General features: G+C 59.6%; 21 protein-coding genes and 2 pseudogenes. 16 read left to right on the forward strand and 7 right to left on the reverse strand.

The window, feature by feature from the left end; all coding sequences use genetic code 11:
• The 12 genes and pseudogenes from QCD69_RS21085 to QCD69_RS22920 all read left to right on the forward strand — a co-directional run.
• Window positions 1–315 (forward strand): annotated as a pseudogene (locus QCD69_RS21085) (electron transport complex subunit RsxC); the annotation flags it as partial.
• Window positions 316–1377, forward strand: coding sequence for an electron transport complex subunit RsxD (gene rsxD, locus QCD69_RS21090; protein WP_253454361.1), 1062 nt, complete (start codon window positions 316–318; stop codon window positions 1375–1377). It begins immediately after the preceding pseudogene.
• Complete coding sequence (gene rsxG / locus QCD69_RS21095) at window positions 1377–2006, forward strand: electron transport complex subunit RsxG (RefSeq protein ID WP_301253434.1); 630 nt, start codon at window positions 1377–1379, stop codon at window positions 2004–2006. Before rsxD ends, rsxG begins: the two co-directional genes overlap by 1 nt.
• A complete protein-coding gene (locus QCD69_RS21100; protein WP_253454363.1) occupies window positions 1999–2694 on the forward strand; it encodes an electron transport complex subunit E in 696 nt (231 codons plus the stop codon). The genes rsxG and QCD69_RS21100 overlap by 8 nt, the downstream gene beginning before the upstream one ends.
• Window positions 2691–3326 (forward strand): endonuclease III, encoded by a 636-nt coding sequence (gene nth / locus QCD69_RS21105; RefSeq protein WP_253454364.1) that lies wholly within the window; start codon window positions 2691–2693, stop codon window positions 3324–3326. The genes QCD69_RS21100 and nth overlap by 4 nt, the downstream gene beginning before the upstream one ends.
• Before the next feature lie 54 nt (window positions 3327–3380).
• Window positions 3381–3671 (forward strand): muconolactone Delta-isomerase, encoded by a 291-nt coding sequence (gene catC, locus QCD69_RS21110; protein WP_301253435.1) that lies wholly within the window; start codon window positions 3381–3383, stop codon window positions 3669–3671.
• Between the two features lie 282 nt (window positions 3672–3953).
• Complete coding sequence (locus tag QCD69_RS21115; RefSeq protein ID WP_301253436.1) at window positions 3954–4895, forward strand: aminoimidazole riboside kinase; 942 nt, start codon at window positions 3954–3956, stop codon at window positions 4893–4895.
• A gap of 90 nt (window positions 4896–4985) precedes the next feature.
• Window positions 4986–6593: a carbohydrate porin gene (locus tag QCD69_RS21120; RefSeq protein WP_253454367.1), complete on the forward strand. Its 1608-nt coding sequence runs from the start codon at window positions 4986–4988 to the stop codon at window positions 6591–6593.
• A 23-nt stretch (window positions 6594–6616) separates the two neighbouring features.
• The gene (locus QCD69_RS21125; protein ID WP_301253437.1) at window positions 6617–7990 is read left to right on the forward strand and encodes a sucrose-specific PTS transporter subunit IIBC; all 1374 of its coding nucleotides are present in this window, start codon (window positions 6617–6619) and stop codon (window positions 7988–7990) included.
• Complete coding sequence (locus QCD69_RS21130) at window positions 7987–9387, forward strand: sucrose-6-phosphate hydrolase (protein ID WP_301253438.1); 1401 nt, start codon at window positions 7987–7989, stop codon at window positions 9385–9387. Before QCD69_RS21125 ends, QCD69_RS21130 begins: the two co-directional genes overlap by 4 nt.
• A gap of 28 nt (window positions 9388–9415) precedes the next feature.
• Entirely contained in the window at window positions 9416–10420 is a 1005-nt protein-coding gene (locus tag QCD69_RS21135; protein ID WP_301253439.1) for a substrate-binding domain-containing protein, read from the forward strand.
• Window positions 10417–10464: pseudogene (locus QCD69_RS22920) on the forward strand (hypothetical protein); the annotation flags it as partial. The gene QCD69_RS21135 and the pseudogene QCD69_RS22920, both read left to right, overlap by 4 nt.
• Here QCD69_RS22920 and QCD69_RS21140 read toward each other — a convergent pair.
• Window positions 10446–11216, reverse strand: a complete 771-nt coding sequence (locus QCD69_RS21140) for a DeoR/GlpR family DNA-binding transcription regulator (RefSeq protein ID WP_253454371.1) — start codon at window positions 11214–11216, stop codon at window positions 10446–10448. The pseudogene QCD69_RS22920 and the gene QCD69_RS21140 sit on opposite strands and share 19 nt — an antisense overlap.
• Window positions 11217–11314: 98 nt before the next feature.
• Here QCD69_RS21140 and QCD69_RS21145 point away from each other — a divergent pair, with 98 nt between their 5' ends.
• Both QCD69_RS21145 and QCD69_RS21150 read left to right on the forward strand, forming a co-directional pair.
• Window positions 11315–12100 carry an inositol monophosphatase family protein gene (locus QCD69_RS21145; protein ID WP_301253440.1) on the forward strand — a complete coding sequence of 262 codons (786 nt, stop codon included), beginning with the start codon at window positions 11315–11317 and terminating at the stop codon, window positions 12098–12100.
• A gap of 30 nt (window positions 12101–12130) precedes the next feature.
• The gene (locus tag QCD69_RS21150) at window positions 12131–13294 is read left to right on the forward strand and encodes an MFS transporter (protein WP_301253441.1); all 1164 of its coding nucleotides are present in this window, start codon (window positions 12131–12133) and stop codon (window positions 13292–13294) included.
• A gap of 112 nt (window positions 13295–13406) precedes the next feature.
• Here the strand turns inward: QCD69_RS21150 and QCD69_RS21155 are convergent, their stop codons facing one another.
• The 5 genes from QCD69_RS21155 to QCD69_RS21175 all read right to left on the reverse strand — a co-directional run bounded on the left by QCD69_RS21155 (window position 13407) and on the right by QCD69_RS21175 (window position 20027).
• Complete coding sequence (locus tag QCD69_RS21155; RefSeq protein WP_301253442.1) at window positions 13407–14786, reverse strand: FAD/NAD(P)-binding protein; 1380 nt, start codon at window positions 14784–14786, stop codon at window positions 13407–13409.
• Window positions 14787–15207: 421 nt separating this feature from the next.
• On the reverse strand, window positions 15208–16896 hold the full coding sequence (betA, locus tag QCD69_RS21160; RefSeq protein ID WP_301253443.1) for a choline dehydrogenase: 1689 nt from the start codon (window positions 16894–16896) through the stop codon (window positions 15208–15210).
• 63 nt (window positions 16897–16959) lie between these two features.
• Entirely contained in the window at window positions 16960–18417 is a 1458-nt protein-coding gene (gene betB, locus QCD69_RS21165) for a betaine-aldehyde dehydrogenase (protein ID WP_301253450.1), read from the reverse strand.
• A gap of 26 nt (window positions 18418–18443) precedes the next feature.
• Complete coding sequence (gene betI / locus QCD69_RS21170; protein WP_253454376.1) at window positions 18444–19040, reverse strand: transcriptional regulator BetI; 597 nt, start codon at window positions 19038–19040, stop codon at window positions 18444–18446.
• A gap of 393 nt (window positions 19041–19433) precedes the next feature.
• A complete protein-coding gene (locus QCD69_RS21175) occupies window positions 19434–20027 on the reverse strand; it encodes a TetR/AcrR family transcriptional regulator (protein WP_253454377.1) in 594 nt (197 codons plus the stop codon).
• 150 nt (window positions 20028–20177) lie between these two features.
• On the opposite strand from QCD69_RS21175, the gene QCD69_RS21180 reads away from it, so the two are divergent.
• Window positions 20178–21575, forward strand: a complete 1398-nt coding sequence (locus tag QCD69_RS21180; protein ID WP_301253444.1) for an amidase — start codon at window positions 20178–20180, stop codon at window positions 21573–21575.
• A gap of 117 nt (window positions 21576–21692) precedes the next feature.
• Here the strand turns inward: QCD69_RS21180 and QCD69_RS21185 are convergent, their stop codons facing one another.
• On the reverse strand, window positions 21693–22103 hold the full coding sequence (locus QCD69_RS21185; RefSeq protein ID WP_301253445.1) for an ASCH domain-containing protein: 411 nt from the start codon (window positions 22101–22103) through the stop codon (window positions 21693–21695).
• Between the two features lie 270 nt (window positions 22104–22373).
• Between QCD69_RS21185 and QCD69_RS21190 the strand changes: the two genes are divergently transcribed.
• Entirely contained in the window at window positions 22374–23114 is a 741-nt protein-coding gene (locus tag QCD69_RS21190) for an SDR family oxidoreductase (RefSeq protein WP_301253446.1), read from the forward strand.
• Window positions 23115–23199: the final 85 nt, after the last annotated feature.

Genomic DNA, 23199 nt, shown 5'->3' on the forward strand with positions numbered 1-23199 from the left:
GTGCAGGCAGCTGAACAGCAATCCGTACAGGTAAGCGAACAGCCGGAAGCCGCACAGGTCGATCCGCGCAAGGCAGCCGTTGAGGCCGCAATTGCCCGCGCCAAAGCGAAGAAAGCGGCGGCCGCGAAAGCAGCCGCTGCGGACGATATCGAGCAGAGAGTCGAAGAGCACCAGGCGGCCACAACGGCGGAACAGGTCGCGCAGGCGACGACTATCCCTTCGTCAGAACATGACGATCCCCGCAAAGCGGCAGTGGCGGCGGCCATCGCTCGCGTTAAAGCGCGTAAGGCGCAGCATTCTACGCAAGAGGATTAAATGGCTTTTCGCATCGCTAGTTCGCCTTACACCCATAATCGCCGCAGCACCAGCACCATTATGCTGCTGGTGCTGGTTGCTACCCTGCCCGGCATCGCGGCTCAGTGCTGGTTTTTCGGCTGGGGCACCCTCATTCAAATCGCGATTGCCGCTGCGGCGGGCATCGGTGCCGAAGCCGCCATTCTTAAGCTGCGCAAGCAGCCGTTAGGCAAAACGCTGGGCGATAATTCCGCACTGCTGACCGCGCTGCTGCTGGCGATCAGTATTCCGCCGCTGGCGCCGTGGTGGGTGATAATTATCGGCACCCTCTTCGCCGTGGTGATCTCCAAACAGCTGTATGGCGGCCTGGGACAGAATCCTTTCAACCCCGCCATGGTGGGCTATGTGGTGCTGCTGATCTCCTTTCCGGTGCAGATGACCAGCTGGCTGCCGCCGGACGCTTTGCAGTCGGTCACGCCCACCTTCTGGGACACGCTGCAGATGATTTTTCACGGGTCGACGCTTGATGGCCACACTATGCAGCAGCTGCAAATCGGCGTAGACGGCGTCAGCCAGGCGACGCCGCTGGATACCTTTAAAACCGGCCTGCGCGCCGGACACAGCGCGGAGCAGCTGCATGCCCTGCCCATTTACAGCGGCGTTATTGCCGGCCTGGGCTGGCAGTGGGTAAATATCGGCTATCTGGTCGGCGGTCTGTTTCTGCTGCTCACCAACAGCATTCGCTGGCATATCCCGGCCAGTATGCTGCTGTCGCTGGCGCTCTTCTCCACGCTCGGCTGGTTCTTTTCGCCTGAAAGCCTGGTGTCGCCTGCGATCCACCTTTTCTCAGGTGCAACCATGCTCGGCGCCTTTTTTATCGCCACCGACCCGGTCACGGCCTCGACCACCAATAAAGGCCGCCTGCTTTACGGCGTGCTGATTGGCCTGCTGGTGTGGCTTATCCGCAGCTTTGGCGGCTATCCTGACGGCGTGGCGTTTGCCGTGCTGCTGGCGAATATCACCGTGCCGCTGATCGACTATTACACGCAGCCGCGCGTTTACGGCCATCGTAAGGAAAAGTAATGCTGGATGCGATTCGTAAAAATGGCGTGACGCTGGCGCTGTTCGCCGCCGTCACTACCGGTCTGACCGCAGTGATCAACAGCGTGACCAAACCGACTATTGACCACCAGACCACGCTACAGCAAAAAAGCCTGCTGGATCAGGTGGTGCCGCCGGAGCTGTATAATAATCCGATTCAGCAGGAGTGTTACAGCGTCACTAATCCGGCGCTGGGCAGCGGTGTACACCGCCTGTACCTGGCGCGCAAAGATGACCGGCCGGTGGCGGCAGCGGTTGAGACTACCGCGCCCGACGGTTATTCTGGTGCCATTCAGATGCTGGTCGGCGCGGACTTCAACGGAAAAGTACTGGGCGTGCGCGTGGTGGAACACCATGAAACGCCGGGCCTGGGGGATAAAATAGAGCTGCGCATCTCTAACTGGATTGAAAGCTTCAGCGGCGTCAGGCTGAGTGGTAAAGATGATAAGCATTTTGCGGTGAAAAAAGACGGCGGCGATTTCGATCAGTTTACCGGCGCCACCATCACACCGCGCGCGGTAGTGAATGCGACAAAACGCACTACGCTATTTGTTGAAACGTTGCCGGGGCAGCTTGCCTCGCTGCCAACCTGTGGAGACTCCAATGAGTGAAGCCAAAACCCTGCTGATCGGCGGGCTGTGGAAAAATAACTCGGCGCTGGTTCAGCTGCTGGGCCTGTGTCCGCTGCTGGCGGTCACCTCTACCGCCACCAATGCGCTGGGCCTCGGCCTGGCCACCACGCTGGTGCTGACCTGCACCAACAGCGCGATTTCCGCCTCGCGCCGCTGGGTGCCGTCCGATATCCGTATTCCGATTTACGTGATGATTATCGCTGCCGTGGTGAGCTGCGTGCAGATGCTGATCAACGCCTATGCCTACGGGCTTTATCAGTCGTTAGGCATCTTTATCCCGCTGATCGTCACCAACTGTATCGTGGTGGGCCGCGCCGAAGCGGTCGCCTCGCGCAGCAGCGTGCCGCTGGCCGCGCTGGACGGCATGGCCATTGGCCTGGGCGCCACCAGCGTGATGTTCGTGCTGGGCTCGCTGCGTGAAATCATCGGTAACGGCACCATTTTCAACGGCGCCGATCAGCTGCTTGGCCCGTGGGCGAAAGTGCTGCGCGTGCAGGTTGTGCATTTTGATTCGCCAATGCTGCTGGCGATGCTGCCGCCGGGCGCGTTTATCGGCCTGGGAATGCTGCTGGCCGCGAAATACCTGATTGATAACAAGATGAAGGCCCGTGCGGCCCGCAGGGCGGCAGAAGCCAGCCTGCCGAAAGGAGCACCGAGCACGCTGTGAACAAGGATAAACGTCAGCAAATTTTAGTGCGGCTGCGTGATAACAATCCGCATCCCACTACGGAACTGGTTTTCACTACGCCTTTTGAACTGCTGATTGCCGTTCTGCTCTCGGCGCAGGCCACCGACGTCAGCGTTAACAAGGCAACCGCAAAGCTCTATCCGGTTGCCAATACGCCCGCCGCCATGCTGGAGCTGGGCGTCGACGGCGTCAAAGCCTATATCAAGACCATCGGCCTGTTTAACAGCAAGGCGGAGAACGTCATTAAAACCTGCCGTATTTTGCTGGAGCAGCACGGCGGCGAAGTGCCGGAAAGCCGCGAGGCGCTGGAAGCGCTGCCGGGCGTGGGCCGCAAAACGGCGAACGTGGTGCTGAATACCGCTTTCGGCTGGCCGACCATTGCCGTGGATACCCATATCTTTCGCGTCTGCAACCGCACGAAATTCGCGCCGGGGAAGAACGTTGAGCAGGTAGAAGAAAAGCTGCTAAAAGTGGTGCCAAAAGAGTTCAAAGTAGACTGTCACCACTGGCTGATCCTGCACGGCCGCTACACCTGCATTGCCCGCAAACCGCGCTGCGGCTCCTGCCTGATTGAGGATCTTTGCGAGTACGGCGAGAAAACCGATATCTGATCCTTTTGCCGGATAAAATACCCGGCAATTTACTGAGATTAAGGAGAAAAAGGTATGCTGTTTAAAGTGGAAATGACCATTGCTATCCCCGACTCGCTGCCGGCCGAGCGCGTTACGGAAATCAAAGCGCAGGAAAAAGCCTATGCGCAACAGCTGCAGCGCTCCGGTAAATGGCGTCACATCTGGCGCGTGGCCGGCCAGTTCAAAAACGTCAGCATTTTCGATGTGGAAAGCCATGACGAGCTGCACGAGCTGCTTACCGGCCTGCCGCTCTACCCTTATATGACCATGGCTATTGAGCCGCTGTGCCGCCATCCGTCCTCCATTCGGGATGACGACAGCTAATCATCCCGCGTCGTCAGGGAAGACGACCGCCAACGCCCCGCTCATAATCCCCTGGCGCCTGTCAGCCAGCACGACCGCAAACGTCCTACATAACCAGGCATCAGCATTCTGCTGCCAGACGAATAAGACGACCGCCAACAACGTGATTTCGTCTCCGGCCATCTTCTTGCCGCCTGCTTTAGCGCTTCTCCTCGTTTGCCCAATTTCCGCTCTCTGACGGTTGGGCAGTTGTTATTATCGCTAAAGCGGTTTAGCTTTAAGCTTACATTCACAGGAGGCGTAATGAACAGAGTCTGGGTTTTAGGCGATGCGGTAGTCGATCTGCTGCCGGAGGAAAATAATCATTTGCAACAGTGCCCTGGCGGCGCGCCCGCCAACGTGGCGGTAGGCGTGGCTCGTCTGGGCGGCGACAGCGGCTTTATCGGCCGCGTAGGCGACGATCCTTTTGGCGCATTTTTGCAGGACGTCCTGCGTCAGGAAAAGGTTAACACGGATTTTATGCGCCAGCTGCCGCAACAGCGTACCTCTACCGTGGTGGTGGGTCTGGATAATCAGGGCGAACGAACCTTCACTTTTATGGTGCGCCCGGCGGCCGATCTTTTCTTAACGCCGGACGACCTGCCCGATTTTGCGGCAGGCCAGGCGCTACACTTCTGCTCAATAGCCCTCAGCGCCGAACCGTCACGCAGCGCGGTGTTCGCCGCCGTTGAGCGTATTCACGCCGCCGGAGGCTGGGTCAGCTTCGATCCCAATCTGCGGGAAGATTTCTGGCACGACCATCAGGAAATGTGTCAGGTGGTCGATCGGGCTTTCGCGCTGGCGGATGTGGTTAAACTGTCGCTGGATGAGCTACAGCTGCTGACCGGCGAGCAGGAAACCGAGGCCGCGCTGGCCTTGTTCACCGCCCGCTTCCGTCCCGCCCTGCTGCTGATTACCCTGGGCGAAGAAGGCGTTATCGTCTGGCATGAAGGCGAACAGCGTCGGTTTAGCGCCTCGAAGGTGCAGCCTGTTGATACCACGGGCGCAGGCGACGCTTTTGTTGCAGGTTTGCTGGCAGGACTGATGCGCGAAGCGGATCCTTTACGCCCTCGCGATCTTGAGGCGGCCGTCGGGCTGGCTCAGCAGTGCGGCGCGCTGGCCACCACCGCTAAAGGGGCAATGACCGCGCTGCCCTATGCGAGCCAGCTGCAAAATGCCAGGCCCGTCACAATAACGAAATCGTAACAACAAAATCCTTTGTCACGCTCGTCGCTGTTCTCTACTCTCCTCATCGAACCGGTTTAGCTAAACGGTAAATTCTCTGGAGAATGGCGGATGTTAAAAATAAACCCTGTTGCGCTGGCGGTCACGGCAGCGCTGTTTCTTCCTCAAACAAGCCAGGCCGACAGCGATCTCAGCGCCGTTGAACGACGCCTTAACCAACTGGAGGCGAGGCTGCAAAAAGCGGAGCGGCGTGCCGATGAGGCTGAACGCCGCGCCCGCCTGGCCGAACAGCGTCTGGCGCAGACCGCTCCGGCAGCCGCCATTCCCGCGACGGCATCCGATGCGCACACGCCTCAGACCCCACCCGCTATTCGTCAAGGCTCGGCGCAGGCGCCTGCCGTCGTAGCTGGCCCGCAGCCGCCGGTTGCGCCGTCGCCTGCCGACCAGCCCCAGGCGGTCAGACCGGCGGAGAAAACGCTGGCGGACGGCTTCGAGTTTCATGCCTATGCCCGCTCCGGCCTGATTATGAACGATTCAGCTTCTTCGACCAAAAGCGGCCCTTACCTGACGCCAGCAGGCGAAACCGGCGGCGCGGTCGGCCGTCTGGGCAACGAAAACAACACCTATGTTGAAATTAACATGGAGCACAAAACGCAGCTGGCTAACGGCGCGACCACCCGCTTTAAGGTCATGCTGGCGGACGGCCAGAGCGACTATAACGACTGGACGGCGGACAGCAGCGATCTCAATATCCGCCAGGCCTTTGTTGAACTGGGCAGCCTGCCGACCTTTAAAGGCATGTTTGCTGACAGCACGCTGTGGGCCGGGAAACGCTTCGATCGCGACAATTTCGATATTCACTGGCTGGATTCTGACGTGGTGTTTCTGGCCGGAACGGGCGGCGGGATTTATGACGTGCGCTGGGCGGACGGCGTGAAAAGCAACCTTTCCGTCTACGGCCGCAACTTTGGCGATATCGAAACTATCGATAACACCATTCAGAACTACATTGTGACCGCCAACACTTTCAGCGGGCCGCTGCAGTTTATGCTCAGCGGCCTGCGCGCCAAAGATAACGATGAGCGCGTCAACACCGCCGTGCGTAGCGATAACGCAGGCGACAGCGGCGTTCACGCCATGCTCGCCTGGCACGGCGACAGCTTTTACGGCCTGCGCGACGGCCAGTCGAAAACGGCGCTGCTTTACGGGCACGGCTTAGGCGCCGAGGTAAAAGGCATCGGCTCCGACGGCAACCTGACCGACAGCGCCAGCACCTGGCGTCTGGCCTCTTACGGCATGACCCCGCTAAACCAAACCTGGAGCCTGGCCCCGGCCCTGCTCGCGCAGCAGAGCAAAGATCGCTACGTTGCCGGCGACAGCTACCGCTGGGTGACCGCTAACGCCCGCCTGCTTCAGAGCATCAATGAAAACTTTATGCTGGCTTACGAGGGCAGCTATCAGTACATGGATCTCGATCCTCAGGGATTCAAAAGCCGTCAGAACGTCAGCGGCGGCTTCTACAAGCTGACTTTTGCGCCCACCTTTAAGCCTGGCGATATCGGCAACTTCCTCAGCCGTCCGGAAATTCGCTTCTTTGCCAGCTGGATGGACTGGGATAACGCGTTAGATCGCTACGCCAGCGACGACGCTTTTGGTACCAGCGGCTTTACCGCCGGCGGTGAATGGAACTTCGGCGTCCAGATGGAAACCTGGTTCTGATCGACCACTTTCAGGGGAAACACATGAATTTTGAACAGATTGCCCGCCAGCTGCTGCCGCTGCTCGGCGGCCGGGAAAACATCGCTTCTGCCGCCCACTGCGCCACCCGCTTAAGGCTGGTGCTGGTAGACGACAGCCTGGCGGATAAAAAAGTGATCGGCGAGCTGGAAGGCGTAAAAGGCTGCTTCCAGAACGCCGGACAGATGCAGGTGATTTTCGGCAGCGGCATTGTGAATAAGGTGCACGCCGCCTTTATCCAGACCGCCGGGATTGGCGAATCAAGCAAAAGCGAGGCGGCTTCCGTCGCGGCCCGCAAGCTCAATCCCGCCCAGCGCATCGCGCGGCTGCTTTCCAATATTTTTGTACCGATTATCCCGGCCATTGTCGCCTCCGGCGTGCTGATGGGCCTGCTCGGCATGATGAAAACCTACGGCTGGGTCGATGCAGGCAGCGCGCTGTTCATTATGCTGGATATGTTCAGCTCCGCCGCGTTTATTATTTTGCCGATCCTGATTGGCTTTACCGCCGCCCGCGAATTCGGCGGCAACCCTTACCTGGGCGCGACGCTCGGCGGCATCCTCACCCATCCGGCGCTGACCAACGCCTGGGGCGTGGCGGGTGGCGTACAGACCATGAACTTCTTTGGCCTGGATATCGCGATGGTCGGTTATCAGGGCACGGTGTTCCCGGTGCTGCTGGCGGTATGGTTTATGAGCCTGGTTGAGAAGCGGCTGCGGAAAATCATTCCCAACGCGCTGGATATTATCCTGACGCCGTTTTTAACGGTGATTATCGCCGGTTTCGTCGCCATGCTGGTGATTGGCCCGGCAGGCCGCGCGCTGGGCGACGGCATTTCGCTGGTGCTGAGCACGCTGATCGCCCACGCGGGCTGGCTGGCCGGGCTGCTGTTCGGCGGGCTTTACTCAGTGATTGTTATTTCCGGCGTGCATCACAGCTTCCACGCTATCGAAGCGGGCCTGTTGGGCAATCCCGCCATCGGCGTCAACTTTTTGCTGCCGATCTGGTCGATGGCTAACATCGCGCAGGCGGGCGCCTGTCTGGCCGTTTGGTTTAAAACCCGCGACGTGAAGATCCGCAGCATCGTGCTTCCCTCCGCGCTCTCCGGGCTGTTAGGCATTACGGAAGCGGCTATTTTTGGCGTGAACCTGCGCTTTATGAAGCCCTTTATCGCCGGGATCGTCGGCGGCGCGGTCGGCGGCGCTTTTGTGGTGCTGATGCACGTGGGCATGACCGCCGTCGGCCTGACCGCGCTGCCTGGCATGGCTATCGTGCAGGCCAGCTCGCTGGTTTCTTATATCATCGGCATGGCGCTGGCCTTCGGCACCGCTTTTATTCTTTCCCTGCTGCTGAAATACAACGTTGAGGACAAAGCATGAGCGAAGCACAGCTGATCAATCGCGCGCTTAAGGCGGTGATGAACAGGAACGCCAGCGAAGATCCGCATCGTCCCGCCTGGCACCTTTCGCCGCAGACCGGCCTGATGAACGATCCCAACGGCTTTATTCAGTTTCAGGGTGAATGGCATCTTTTTTATCAGTGGAATCCGCTGGCCTGCGCGCACGGCGCCAAATATTGGGGCCACTGGCGCTCGGCTAACCTGCTGGACTGGCAGCATGAGCCGCTGGCGCTGATCCCGGCCGAAACGTATGAAAGCCACGGCTGCTATTCCGGTTCGGCTGTCGATCACGACGGCACGCTGACCCTGTTTTATACCGGCAACGTGAAATTTGCCGGGGGCCGCACCGCCTGGCAGTGCATGGCGACGGTGAACGATGCGGGCGATGTGACCAAAACCGGCCCGGTTATCGGGCTGCCGCCGGGCTACACCGGCCACGTGCGCGACCCGAAAGTCTGGCACCATCAGGATAGCTGGTATATGGTGCTCGGCGCACAGGATCTGAAAGAACAAGGGAAAGTGCTGCTTTATCGCAGCGAATCGCTGCATGAATGGACGCTGCTGGGTGAAATTGCCGGATCGCAGCTTAATGGCCTGGGCGACTTTGGCTATATGTGGGAATGCCCTGACCTGTTCGCGCTGGGCGATCGTGATGTGCTGCTGGTTTGCCCGCAGGGCCTGCCCGCGCAGCAGAGAAAATGGCTCAACGCCCACCAGAGCGGCTATTTTATCGGCAGGCTGGATTACGCGGCGGCCCGCTTCCCGCACGGCGAGTTCTGCGAGCTGGACCACGGCTTTGAATTTTATGCGCCGCAAACCACGCTCAGCGATGACGGGCGCAGAGTGCTTATCGGCTGGATGGGCGTGCCGGACGCCGAAGAACTGTTGCAGCCGACCGTAGCCCGCGGCTGGATACATATTATGACCTGCCCGCGCGAGCTGACGCTGGAGCAGGATCGGCTGATGCAGCGTCCGGCGCGCGAGTTACAGCAGCTGCGCCAGCAGCGGTCGCGCTATCAGCAGCGGGCCGCCTCTTTGCCGACGCTGCCGGTTGAACGCGCCGAGCTGGTTATTGGTTCGAGGGGTAGCTGGTCGGCCTGCTTCGGCGAGGCGCTGACGCTGGTCTGCAACGAGGACGGCCTGACGCTGAGCCGCCGCAATCTGCGCAGCGGCGAGACAGAACATCGCTACTGGACGGGCGCGGTTTCTCACCTGCAAATTCTCTGCGATCGCTCCAGCATTGAGATTTTTATCAACGACGGCGAAGGTGTGATGTCGGCGCGCTATTTCCCGAATGCCGTGCCGGAAGTGGTGTGGCAAGGCGAAGCCAGCCTGACCGTCGATTACTGGCAACTCCGTTCAGGCATGGTAGTATAATGCGCTGACTCCCCTGATACGAATGCCTGTGAATAAGCCGAAACGCGTGACCATCAACGATATCGCCAGCCTGGCTGGCGTGTCCAAATCCACCGCCAGCCTGGTGCTGAACGGCCGTGGCAAAGAGCTGCGCGTGGCCGAAGCGACCCGCCAGCGGGTGATGGAGATCGCGCAGATGACGCACTATCAGCCCAGTATTCACGCGCGGGCGCTGAACAACTCGCGCAGCCATACCATCGGGCTGGTGGTGCCGGAAATGACCAACCACGGCTTCGCCACCTTTTCTCACGCGCTGGAAACGCTGTGCCGCGACGCCGGTTTACAGCTCTTAATCGCCTGCACCGACGAAAACAGCAGCCAGGAAACGCTGGCGGTCAACAATCTGATCCAGCGTCAGGTCGACGGGCTGATCGTCGCCTCCAGCCAGCTGAACGACAGCGAGTATCAGCAGCTCAGCCGCCAGCTGCCGGTGCTGCTGTTTGACCGTCATCTGGGCGACTCCACGCTACCGCTGGTGATCTCTGAGTCGATTATCTCCACGGCGACGCTGGTCGAGCCGATCGCCAGGGAAGTTGAGGAATTTTACTTTTTTGGCGGCCAGCCGCGCATTTCGCCGACGCGCGATCGCCTGGCCGGTTTTCGTCAGGGGCTGGAACAGGCCGGTCTGGCGGTGCAACCGGAATGGATCCTGCACGGCCATTACAACGCCAGCTCGGGCTACGAGATGTTTGCCGAGCTGGTTATGCGGCTGGGCCGCGTGCCGCAGGCGCTGTTCTGCGCCGCGTGCGGGCTGCAGGAAGGGGTGCTGCGCTACCTGAGCCAGCATCATTTACTGTCGGCGCCCGTCAGGCTGTGCAGCTTTGACGATCACTACCTTTACGACGCGCTGTCGGTAAAAATCGATACCGTGATGCAGGATAACCGCCAGCTGGCCTGGCGCTGTTTTGAAACGCTGACCGGCCTGATTGACGGCAAGCTGACGGAAACGCCGCACATTTATCTGCCCGCCCGGGTAAGAAGGCGAACGCCATAGGGGCTGCTTCGGATGCTCAGGCAAGCTACGGATGCACCAGTGCGATATTTTTTTCCCTGAAGGCCGCCAGCGTATCCGCCGGCAGATCCGCCTCGACCACCAGCTGCGTAAGCGCCTCGCAGGCCACCACGGTATAACGCGCTACGCCGGGAATTTTTTCCCTGGTCATGGCGACGATAATCTCATCGCTGCGGCCCGTTAGCGCTTTTTTAAACTCCACGTCTTCATAATCAAATCCCGTTAAGCCCTCTTCGCTGTCCAGCGCACAGCCGCCCAAAAAAAGCTGGTCGAAACGAATGTCGCGGATCTGGGAGAAGGCGGTGATGCCCAGGCTGCCGCCCGTTGCCGTGTGCAGCCGACCGCCGATAACGATCGTCTCGCAGCGCGGCAGCTTCATCAGCTCCACCGCGATAATGGGCGAATGGGTGACCACCGTCAGCGCCATTTCCGGCGGCAGCGCGCGGGCAAAAGCCAGGTTGGTAGAGCCTGCGTCGATAAATATCACGCTTTGCGGCTTAACCAGACGGCTACACGCCAGCCCCAGACGCGCTTTTTCCGCACCGTTTTTTTCCGTCCTCGCCAGCAGATCGCCCTGCGAGGCAAGCACGCTGACCGCGCCGCCATACACCTTTTTGCAAATCCCTTCGCGCGCCAGCTCCTGCAGATCCCGGCGTACGGTATGTTCGGAAACGCCCAGCTGTTCGGCCAGCGTCGCGCAGACTACCCGTCCCTTCTCTTGCAACTCCTGGCGGATCAGGGACTGCCGCTGTTGCGGGAAAGCTGCATAATCGAGCATAAAACCTCTTAAACGAGCTTTAAAAAACGCACAATACGGCATACACTATCATCCGTTCAGAGGTTGTCAACTTTCCCTCGTCCCGAAGGAGTCGCCGCATGAAGCTTCCTGATATCGCTTTTCTGCATGAACTGGCCGACGCAGCCGACCAGCAAACGCTGCCGCGCTTTCGCAGCAGTGAAAACCTTGCCATCAGCACTAAACCTAAAGAGGGTTTTCGTTTCGACCCGGTTACCCTTGCCGATCGCGAAGCGGAAAAAGCCATGCGGGATCTTATCGCGCAGCGCTATCCCACGCATGCCGTGATGGGTGAAGAATTTGGCCTCAAAGCGGGCGACGAGCGCGCGCCTTGTTGGGTGCTGGATCCCATAGACGGCACGCGGCCTTTTCTTTGTGGTTTGCCGGTATGGGGCACGTTAATCGGCCTGCTGCATCACGACCGCGCGGTGATGGGAATGATGAGCCAGCCCTTTACCGGCGAACGCTTTTATGCCGACGGCTCGCAGTCATGGGCTGAAGGCCCTTATGGCAAAGTTCGCCTGCAAACCCGCCGGGATACCTCGCTGGATCAGGCTATTTTACATACCACCTCGCCGGAATCGCTGGGGCAAACGTCGTTGAAGTTTGACGCGCTGGATAAGGCCGTGCTGATGACCCGTTACGGCGGCGAATGTTATGCCATGGCGATGCTGGCCGCCGGAAAAATCGATGTTTGCGTTGAGTTCGCCCTTCAGCCTTATGACATTGTGGCGCTGATCCCGCTGATTGAGCTGGCAGGCGGCGTAGTGACTACCCCGGATGGCGGACGGCCTGAACAGGGCGGCCCGGTTATCGCCAGCGGCTGCCCTCGCCTGCACTCGCAAATTTTGTCTATCTTAAACTGACGCTTAATTTAACCCGGAGTATCACCGCTCATGCCTGACCATGTCGACACGCTGCACCAGTCCGCCGCAGAAACGCCCGCAAGACGCGAGCAGAACGCCACGCGAGCCATGTTTTTTGTGGCGGGTTTCGCCACCGCTGGCTGGTCCGCGCTGGTGCCCTTCGCCAAAATGAATACCGGCGTCAACGACGGCACGCTGGGAATGCTGCTGCTCTGCCTGGGCGTGGGGGCGCTGGTGGCGATGCCGCTGACAGGCCATCTCACCACGCGTTTTGGCTGCCGGGCGGTGATGACCGTTGCCACGCTGGCCTTCTGCCTGATGCTGCCCTTGCTCTCGGTGATCCCCAGCCCTGTACTGCTGGCGCTGGCGCTGCTGGTGTTCGGCATGGGCGTGGGCACCACCGACTGCGCGATGAACGTGCAGGCGATCCTGGTGGAAAAAGCGGCGCCTAAGCCGATGATGTCCGGCTTCCACGGCTTTTACAGCCTGGGCGGCATTGCGGGCGCGGGTGCGGTCAGCGGCCTGATGGCGAGTGGACTGTCGCCCTTTGCCGCCAGCCTGGCGGCCGCCGTGGTTTCGCTGCTGCTGCTGGGTTACAGCTTTCGCGGCCTGCTGACCTACGCTAACCCGCCGGAAGGCCCGGCCTTCGCCCTGCCGCACGGCGCCGTGCTGACCATTGGCGCGATCTGTTTTGCCGTGTTCCTGGCAGAAGGCACGGTGCTGGACTGGAGTGCGGTATTCCTGACCGAACACCGCGATATGCCGGATACGCTGGGCGGCTTAGGCTTTGCCTGCTTTGCTACCGCGATGACCGTGGGCAGGCTGACCGGCGACCGCATCGTGGCGCGTTTCGGCCGCGAAAAAGTGGTGATCCTGGGCGCGCTGACCGCCGCCGTCGGGCTGGCGCTGCCGGTGATCGTCCCCTCCTGGCACGTTGCGCTGGTGGGCTATATGCTGATCGGCATCGGCTGCGCCAATATCGTGCCGGTGATGTTCACCGCTATCGGCAGGCAAAAAAGCATGCCGCAGGCCGCCGCCGTCCCGGCCGTCACCACGCTGGGCTATATCGGCGTGCTGGCCGGGCCTGCCACCATTGGCTTTGTCGCTCACCTTAGCTCGCTGCCGATAGCCTTTATCATGGTTACGGTGCTGATGCTGCTGGTGGTGGCGCTTTCCCGCCGCGTGCGCATGTAGCAGCCATGCGGTCGGTGCCTCTCGCTAAGCCCGTGACGGTAAAGCGCAGCCGCGAGTGGAACAGCGTTAACGGTGCCTTCCGTTCAGCCCGCGACGGCGAAACGCAGCCCCGTCACGGCGTTAACGGCGCGGCACCAACCAGCTGACGGGCCACCGCTTCGGCATGTTCCGCCACCTGCGGCAGGCCCATCAGTTCGCCAAAGCGTCCGCGCGCCGCTGGCCCGACCACGTGCAGGTGCGCATTGGCCGTGCCCTGACGATTCAGGGTGCGCGACTGCGCGTCGACCAGGATGCCCAGCGCCAGCGGATCGGCCTGGATTATGCCCTCTTCCGCCAGCTGGCTAAGCAGCCTGTCGCTGGTCAGCAGCGCATTATGTGCCGGGCCGGTGGTGACGATCAGTTTGTCTGCGATAAGACAGACTTCCGCGCCTTTGCGCGGCCCCAGCCTCAGCGCGATTTGTTCTCCCTGCGCCCCAACCCCGGCCAGCCTTGCTGCCAACACGCGCAGCTGGCCGCTGCGTTGCCAGGTTTGCAAGGCCTGGCTGACCTGCGGCGCAATGCGGTAGCGATGCACATCCCACCAGGATCGTAAATGACGCAGAAAGCGGCGCTGCTCCCTTAGCGGCAATTGCTGCCAGATCTGCTGCGCGTGCGCGCGAATGTCGTCCAGCACCAGCTGCCAGGGCTGGCCTTCTGCCGCAGCCTGAGCCACTTCCTGACGCACCCGCCGCAGCCAGCCGCGCGCGGTGGCGGGCGCCTGCCGATAATCAAGCAATCGGGGCGCATAGTCGCCGCTGACGTTGTCGCGCGGCAGCTGGCCCCGCCTTGAAAAGGCCGTGACCGGGCCACGGTGCCCCCGCGCGGCAAGCGAAGCGACCATATCGGCCATGGTCAGGCCCGTGCCCATAATGACCACCCGCTCGTTTACGCCGACCGCTGCCAGCGCCTGCGGATGCCAGGGATTGGCGATCAGCCCCGGATGCCCGCCCAGCGCCTGCTGTACGCTTTGCGGCACGGCGGGCGGCGGATGGCTGATGGCCAGCACCACCTCATCCGCCCGAAATGTTTTGCCGGAAGCCGTAGTAACCAGTCCGTCACGCAGCGCCACGGCCCGGTCCTGACAGTGCGTCAGCCTGACGCAGGATTGGGCCGCCAGGCGAAACTGGTCCGCCACGTAAGCGCCGAACCAGCCACGCTGCGGATAGACTTTGCCGTCATGCCAGTGAGCGGCAGGATCCTGTCGGTCAGCGCCGGACTGCTGATACCAGCGCGCAAAATCCCCTTCTTCCGCTGCGGAGAGCTGCATTCGGGCGGCGGGGACATTAATACGGTGCGCCGGATCCGGGGTGCTGTAAGCGACACCCTGTCCCGGCTGCGCGCGCGGTTCAATCACCGTTACCGCTAAGCCCGCCTCGCCCAGGCGGGCAAGATGGATAGCCAGCGTTGTGCCGGTAAAGCCGCCGCCAATAATTACAATATGTCGCTCAGCCATGCGCTGTCCCGGTCAAAGAAGTTTCAGGGGCTGCCTTCGCTAACGTTACGGCTCTGTCCGCCAGTACAGGAGAACGTTGCCGATATAAGAAGAAAAGGCCTGCATGGAGCACACTATAGACAGGATAACCAACCACGACCAGAAAGCACGCAGCGCGGCGGTCGTCTGGTTCTATGATGGAAAGCGGAGAGTAAGGCCGTGCAAACAGCTACGTGTTCAGGGCCGTCAGGCGTTCAGGCAGGCAATCAGGCAATCAGGCAATCAGGCAATCAGGCAATCAGGCAATCAGGCAATTTTGCGGAAGCCTGGCTGATACAAAAATGCACGCAACGGGCTGCATAGCCGTTACGTGCATTTTTATTAAGGTACGGCAGACAGCGCCCCGCAGGCTGGTTTGCCAGCTTTCGGGACGCGGCAGCTATCAGGCCACGCCTTCTTCCTGCGCCTGCTCCGCCTCGGCTTTTTCGCGCGCCAGGCGATAGTAATCCGCTTTGGAAGCGGCCAGCGGGGTACGGCCCCGGATCAGATCGGCCATTTTCTCGGCGATCATCACGGTGGGCGCATTCAGGTTGCCGGTGGTGATCTGCGGCATAATCGAAGCATCCACCACGCGCAGCTTCTGCATCCCGTGCACGCGGCCTTCCGCATCCACTACCGCCATCTCGTCATTGCCCATTGCGCAGCTGCCGCAAGGGTGATAGGCCGTTTCGGCATGATCGCGGATAAAGGCGTCAATCTGCTCGTCGGTCTGCACCGACGCGCCCGGCTGGATCTCTTCGCCGCAGTATTCAGCCAGCGCGGGCTGACGCATGATTTCACGCGTGTGGCGCACCGCGCTGCGGAACTCTTCCCAGTCGCGATCTTCCGACATGTAGTTAAAGAAGATCGACGGCGCGGCGTAAGGGTGTTTTGAGGTCAGCCTGACGCGACCACGGCTCATCGAGCGCATCGGGCCAACGTGCGCCTGGAAGCCGTGCTCTTTCACCGGGCTGCTGCCGTTGTAGTTAATGGCGACCGGCAGGAAGTGATACTGCAGATCCGGCCAGTCCGGCTTGTCGTCGCTGCGGATAAAGCCGCCCGCTTCAAACTGGTTGCTGGCGCCGATACCCGTGCCGCTGAACAGCCATTCCGCGCCAATTGCCGGCTGGTTCCACCAGTGCAGCGACGGATAGAGGCTGACCGGCTTTTTGCAGCGGAACTGCATATAAACTTCCAGATGATCCTGCAGGTTGCGGCCTACGCCCGGCAGCGCGTGAACAACCGGGATATCCAGCTCGCGCAGCCACTCTTCCGGGCCGACGCCGGAACGCTGCAGGATCTGCGGCGAGGCGATAGCGCCCGCGCACAGCAGCACTTCACGCGTGGCGGTAGCCTGCTCTTGTTTGCCGTTGCGCAGCCAGCAAACGCCGACGGCGGTTTTGCCCTCAAACAGAATACGGTCGGTCTGCGCATGGGTAACAATCGTCAGGTTTGAACGCTGCTTCGCCACGTCCAGATAGCCGCGCGCGGTGCTGGAGCGACGGCCCTGCGGCGTAACGGTGCGATCCATCGGGCCGAAGCCGTCCTGACGGTAGCCGTTCATATCGTCGGTTTCATGATGGCCGGCCTGCACCGCCGCATCGATAAAGGCGCGGAACAGCGGATTATTGCCTTTTTTCGGCGTGGTGACGCTCAGGTAGCCATCGCCGCCGTGGTAATCGTTTTCACCGATATCGCGCTTCTCCGCCTTGCGGAAATAAGGCAGGCAGTTCAGATATGACCAGTTCTCCAGGCCCTTTTTGCTGGCCCAGTTGTCATAATCCATCGCGTTGCCGCGCACATAGCACATGCCGTTGATCAGTGAGGAGCCGCCAAGCCCTTTCCCGCGTCCACACTCCATACGGCGGTTATTCATTTTCGGCTCAGGATCGGTTTCATAAGCCCAGTTATAGCGTTTTCCCTGCAGCGGATAAGCCAAAGCGGCTGGCATTTGGGTACGGAAATCCCAGCGGTGATCCTTGCCGCCTGCTTCCAGTAAAAGTACCGATACGTCAGCATCCTCAGTCAGTCGCGTGGCCAGGACGTTGCCAGCCGAGCCGGCGCCGATAATGATATAGTCAAATTTCTGCATTAAACCTCCAAAACGCTGCGGCCTGCGCCGCAGCAAAAAAGTGTTATAAGCGCAAAACCGCCATCAAAACGCGGACGGATAGTCGCCCATTTCAATCAGTACGGATTTGGTGCGGGTATAGTGATGGAGCGTTTCCAGACCGTTCTCACGCCCCACGCCGGACTGCTTATAGCCGCCGACCGGCATTGGCGCAGGCGATTCGCCCCAGCTGTTCACCCAGCAGATGCCCGCTTCCAGCTGATGAATAACGCGGTGCGCGCGATTCAACGAGGTGGTGAACACGCCCGCGGCCAGGCCGTATTCGGTGTTGTTGGCGCGATCGATAACTTCCTGCTCGTCATCAAAAACCAGCACGCTCATAACCGGCCCGAAGATCTCTTCCTGCACGATACGCATTTCGTCGGTGCAGTCGGTGAAGACGGTAGGCTCCACGTAACAGCCTTTCGCCATGTCGCCTTCGGTGAGACGGGAACCGCCTGCCAGCACCCGCGCGCCTTCCTGCTTGCCGATTTCCATATAGCTAACCACTTTCTGGCAGTGCTCTTCGCTGACCAGCGGGCCGAAGTTGGTTTCCGGCTTAGTGGGATCGCCGCACTTGATGCCGCGCATTTTTTCCAGCAGACGCTTTTCAAACTCCGCCTTTAAAGAGCGATGAATAAACACGCGCGTGCCGTTGGTGCAGACCTGGCCGGTGCTGTAGAAGTTGGCCATCATGGCACCGTCTACAGCACGTTCCAGCTCGGCGTCTTCAAAGATAATCAGCGGCGATTTACCGCCCAGCTCCATCGTGACCGACTTAAGGTTAGCCAGCGCCGCATCCGCCATTACGCGTTTGCCGGTGTTGACTTCGCCGGTAAAGGAGACTTTGGCAATTTTCGGATGCTGGCTCAGGCCCTGGCCGACGCTTCCGGCGCCCTGCACCACGTTAAAGACGCCGTCCGGCAGACCAGCCTCGGTGAAGATTTTTGCCAGCTCCAGCGCGGTAAGCGGCGTGACTTCGCTGGGTTTGAAAATCATGGCGTTGCCGGTAGCCAGCGCGGGCGCGCTTTTCCACATGGCGATCTGAATCGGATAGTTCCAGGCGCCGATACCGGCGCAAACGCCCAGCGGCTCGCGGCGTGTGTAGACCAGCGCGCTGTCGCGCAGCGGGATGGATTCGCCTTCGACCGCTACGGCCAGGCCCGCGTAGTATTCCAGCACGTCCGCGCCGGTTACGATGTCCACCGCTTCCGTTTCGCTCAGCGGTTTACCGGTGTCGGCCGTTTCCAGCGCGGCCAGCTCATCGTTGCGCTCGCGCAAGAGCGCCACGGCTTTTAACAGTACGCGGCTACGTTCAACCGGCGTATAGCTACGCCAGATACGCTGACCGGCTTCGGCGGAGGCGACCGCGCGATCGATATCCTGCTGGCTGGCCGAGGTGATTTCCGCCAGCACTTCGCCATTAGCGGGGTTGATGGTGGTGAATGTTTCGCCTTGACCCGCTTCTTCGCGGCCATTGATGTAAAGTCCACGGCGTTGCATATCGGCCATGTCTCCTCCTTTAAGGGTTAGGTTGCCGGGCCGGAAAGCCACAGCGCAAGATTTTGATAGCAAAGCTGACGCGCATCGAGCAGGCCCTGCGCCATCGGCTGGGGCGCCAGCGTCATGCGCAGCCACAGGCCGTCGATCAGCGCCGCCATGCTGGCGCCCGCCGCCCGCGCCGCATCTATCGGCAGCGCTCTGGCGAACTGCGCCGTCAGGTTGGAATGCAGTCGCCGGTCGTTGATTCGCTGCAAACGCTGCAAATCGGGCTGATGCAGGCTGCTGCTCCAGAACGCCAGCCAGGTTTTCAGCACCGGCCCGGCAATCTGCGAATCGTCGAAGTTGCCATCGATAATCGCGCGGATCTGCGCCTGCGGATCGTCGGCCGCGACGCTGCGGTGATGCTCGACCGCCCTGTAGAGATCCAGCAAGATCTGACGCATACAGGCATCCAGCAGGCCGTTTTTATCGCCGAAGTAGTGGCTGACGATCCCCGTGGAGACGCCCGCCTCTCTGGCTATCAGCGCCAGGCTGGCATCGGCCAGGCCGACCCGGTCTATCACCGTCAGCGTCGCATGAATTAACTGCGCCTGGCGGATGGCTTTCATTCCAACTTTTGGCATCGCTTAATCGGTTTCAGCTATTGAATAAGAGAGATTATAGACTTTTTATATTGAACGTTCAATCAAGAAAAAAATGACAGGCGTGGAGGCGTGAAAAAAGTTAACGAAACAGCAACGCGTGGAATCAGGTTAACCTTCTGTATTTATGCTATTTATTTGCGGATGACGTGTTAATAAATGAGCGAGCAACAACGGGCGCAAATGCGTTGTAAAGAAGCCTTTCTGATGACCTTATACAACGGTCTGGCCAGGATTTAAGCGCGGTCTGGCAGGCTGGCGTACCGGCTTAACGCCTGCCAAACGCAGTCGGGCGGCCTGTGCTGGCGAACCAGCGTCGGTAAACATGCCGACGGAGCTGGTCGCCCGAGCCCCGGCTTTACCGGGGACGAGCTGTCAGCGCGGATTTTTGGCCGTCAGGCCATCCAGCTTTATAGCTAATTGTTCAAGCACAAAGCCCGCCGGATCCTCAAATCCGCCGTTCTGGGCGACCACCTGCAAACCTTCCAGCAGCAGCGTAATCTCTTTTGCCAGCGCCTCTGGCTCGCCCGCACCTGCCTGGCGACACAAGGCCGCCAGCCGCTGAAACTGTCGCTGCTTGTGGGCAAAAATAAGCGCTCTGACCTCCGCGAATTGCCCGGTGGTTTCCGCCAGGGTATTGGTAAACGGGCAGCCCCGCTGCAGCGTGCCGGTAAGATTATCTGCCAGGAACCGCCCGAACCCCATAATCTGGGCGGCGGAGTCGTCCGGAAACCGTTCGGCAAGCCGATCGAATACCTGACTGTAATCCTCAACCAGTAGCTGTATCCATTCCAGCACCAGCGCTTCTTTGGAAGCAAAATGCCGATAAAGCGTCATCTTGGTGGACTGCGCTTTTTCGGCAATAGCGTCCACGGTCACGCGAGTGATGCCGTCCTGATAAAAAAGCGTTTCCGCCGCCTGGAGCAGGCGATCGCGCGGGGGAAGGCGTGGCTGTGAGAGTCTGGGCATATTTCCTCATTGCAACGATACTGGATAGTATTATACGATACCAATCGGTATCACAAGATACTAACCAGTATACACCTTCAGGGTGTTGCCGTCTTCTCAGCCACGAATCGGATTTTTATGAATCTTTCAGACTATACATCTTGCGACGCTGTGGGCCTCGCAGCGCTGATTACCCAGGGCGAAGTCAGGCCTGAAGAGGTCAAAGAGGCGGCGAATAAAGCCATAGAAAAAGTGAACGGCGAGGTCAGCGCCGTGATTGAACTCTGGCAGGATGAGCACAGCAATCTGCAAGGCCCGTTATACGGCGTGCCGATGCTGGTGAAGGATCTCGGCGTGTCCGTTAGCGGCCGCCGTAATGAGCTGGGGAGTCGGCTGGCGGCGGGGTACGTGTCCGCGCAGGATTCTGTCCTCACGCAAAAAATGCGCCAGGCTGGGCTGGTACTGCTGGGCCGAACCACCACGCCGGAGCTGGCCACCAGCACCACCACGGAACCCAGCTTTAACGGCGGCACCCGTAATCCCTGGAATAAGCGCTACAGCGCCGGGGGATCGAGCGGCGGCTCTGCGGCGGCGGTGGCGTCAGGAATGGTGCCCGCCGCCCATGCCACCGACGGCGGCGGCTCGATCCGCGTACCGGCTGCAGTCAACGGGCTGTTCGGCCTGAAGCCCAGCCGTGGCCGCATCAGTATGGGCCCGGAAGTGGATGAAGTCTGGTCGGGCCTCGCCGTGCATGGCTTCGTCAGCCGTACGGTGCGCGACAGCGCGGCTCTGCTGGATGCCGTGCAGGGCAATACGCCCGGCGATCCTTTTATCATTGCCGCTGCGCATCAGACGCTGAGGGAGTGCGCCGCGCAGGAGCCGGGCAAGCTCAAAATCGGCGTGATGACGCATCCTTTAAATGGCCAGCGCAGCGAACTGGAAGTGGTTGCCGCGCTGGAACAGACTATTGGACAGCTTATTGCGCTGGGACATCAGGTAGAGGAAGCCGCGCCCGATATCGGCAGCTGGGACGCTTTTGTAGAAATGAATACGCGGTTCTGGGCATCGAATACCGCGGCCTGGATCGATGCGCTGGCCGCCATGATGAACAGGCCGATTAACGCCGACACGCTTGAGCCTGCAAACCTGGCGCTGTGGCGGCTTGGCCACGAGCTGACCGCAGTGGATATGATTGGCGCAATGCATATGCGCAACGCCGTGACCCAAAAAATGGGTCTGTTTTATCAGCAGTACGATATGTTGCTGACGCCTGCCCTGCCCGCTTTGCCCGTAGAACTGGGCCGCTACAATCTTCATCAGGGCAATCTGGACGGGCGCGGCTGGATGCATCACGTTTTTAACCAGTCTCCTTTTACCGCCCTGGCTAACGTTTGCGGCACCCCGGCCATGTCGGTGCCGCTGGGGTTCAGCCCGACGAACCATCTGCCGATCGGTATGCAGTTTTTAGCAGGATTTAATCAGGAGCCGGTATTGTTGCAGCTGGCGGGCCAGCTGGAACGGGCCTGTCCCTGGCGCGATCGCAAACCCGCCGTCTGGGCCGGTCATTAATCTGCACTGACCGCTTTCTGCCTGTGCAATATGAATAAACAATTAAGGAGGCAGGCCCGCTTTTGACAGAAGCGGGCCTATGCGAAGGGCAAGGAATTAAACGCCAGAACGTTTATCTTACAGCACCTCAATCACCTCAAATTCTTCTGCTATCAGCTCCATATCGTCAGAAAAATGCCCTTCGCGGGTGAAAAATCGCTGATGCTCTTTTTGCCAGTATTCAAGGCTTAAATCGCCTTCACCTTCTTTGCGGGCAAACGTCTCCGTAACATCACAAAAACGCCCCAGCCGCATTGAAACCAGTCTGGTCACGCAGACCGGGACGTTCTGACCATCAAGGATGATGTTATAGCTCCCAATCTTAGGGGCAGGCTCTTCCTGCTGATAAGAGGTAAGAGATCCGCAGGAGGCCGTTTTGATCCCTTTTTTAATCAGGTCAGCAAGCTGGCTGACCAGTTCCGGACTGTCGCCCATTTGCCAGGCATCTGCGCCTGGATACTTCGCTTTTAATACCTCAACTGTAGCCATTTACAGCCCTTTTTAATCGTCGATGAAAAACGTCATACAGGGTTTTAGCATGAACTGTCCGGACATTAACAGTGAGGCTTTCCCTCTGGTATTGTGGTCCGCTGTTCGCTCACAGTAGACTTTAGCCTGCACATGTCCGCTTTATGCCAAAAGCGGACATTCACGCAGCAATCCAGCTGTGCCCATCGTTGCGTAATGAAACAGATGACGAATCGTGTGTTTTTTTCGTAAGGTAAATGCTGATTTCACAGCCAAATAAAGGGAGTAAGCGTGGGCAGATTTCAGGGGAAACGGATACTAATTACGGGCGGCACCAGTGGCATGGGGCTCGCAGGCGCTAAGCGTATTGTCAATGAAGGTGGCCATGTAGCCATTACCGGGCTTAATGAAGAAAGGCTGGAGCGTGCACGCAGCCTGCTTCCTGCAGCTTCGCTTATTCTGAAAAGCGATGCTGCAAGCGAGACTGACATACATGAACTGGGAGAGGCTATTAACGGCTGGGGTTCACTTGATGGATTATGGCTAAATGCCGGCTTTGCTGAAGTAGGCTCTCCGGAATCTGTAACGGCGGAGTCTTTCAATCGTATGATGAACGCTAATGTGCGCGGCCCGATGCTGCAGCTGGCAGCCCTCTCGGAATCACTTACTTCAGGCGCGTCCGTTCTGGTTACTTCTTCTTCCTCTGTATATGAAGGTGCGGCGATGACAAGCCTGTATGCAGCGACTAAAGGTGCCGTTATCGCTATGGTCAAAAGTTGGGCATCTGCGCTGGCCGTACGCGGTATCCGCGCTAATACATTGGTGCCGGGCCCGATTGAAACCAACTTCAGGCACTTTATGCCAGAGGCGTCGCGTCAGCAGTTTGAAGATTTTGTTGTAAGCCAGGTTCCTTTGGGCCGTGCAGGAACAGCTGAAGAGGCGGCTGCAGTTGCACTCTTCCTCCTTTCCGATGACGCATCTTATGTTACCGGCAGCCAGTATGCTGTAGATGGCGGGCTGGTTCATAACTGATAGTCAAAAGGATTCAGGAAAGCAGTTAAAATTAATCCAATGATGTCCGCTCCTCGCTCATAGCAGACCTTTAGCGCCTACCGTC

This window comes from Erwinia sp. PsM31 (assembly GCF_030433775.1).
GTDB lineage: Bacteria > Pseudomonadota > Gammaproteobacteria > Enterobacterales > Enterobacteriaceae > Erwinia > Erwinia aeris.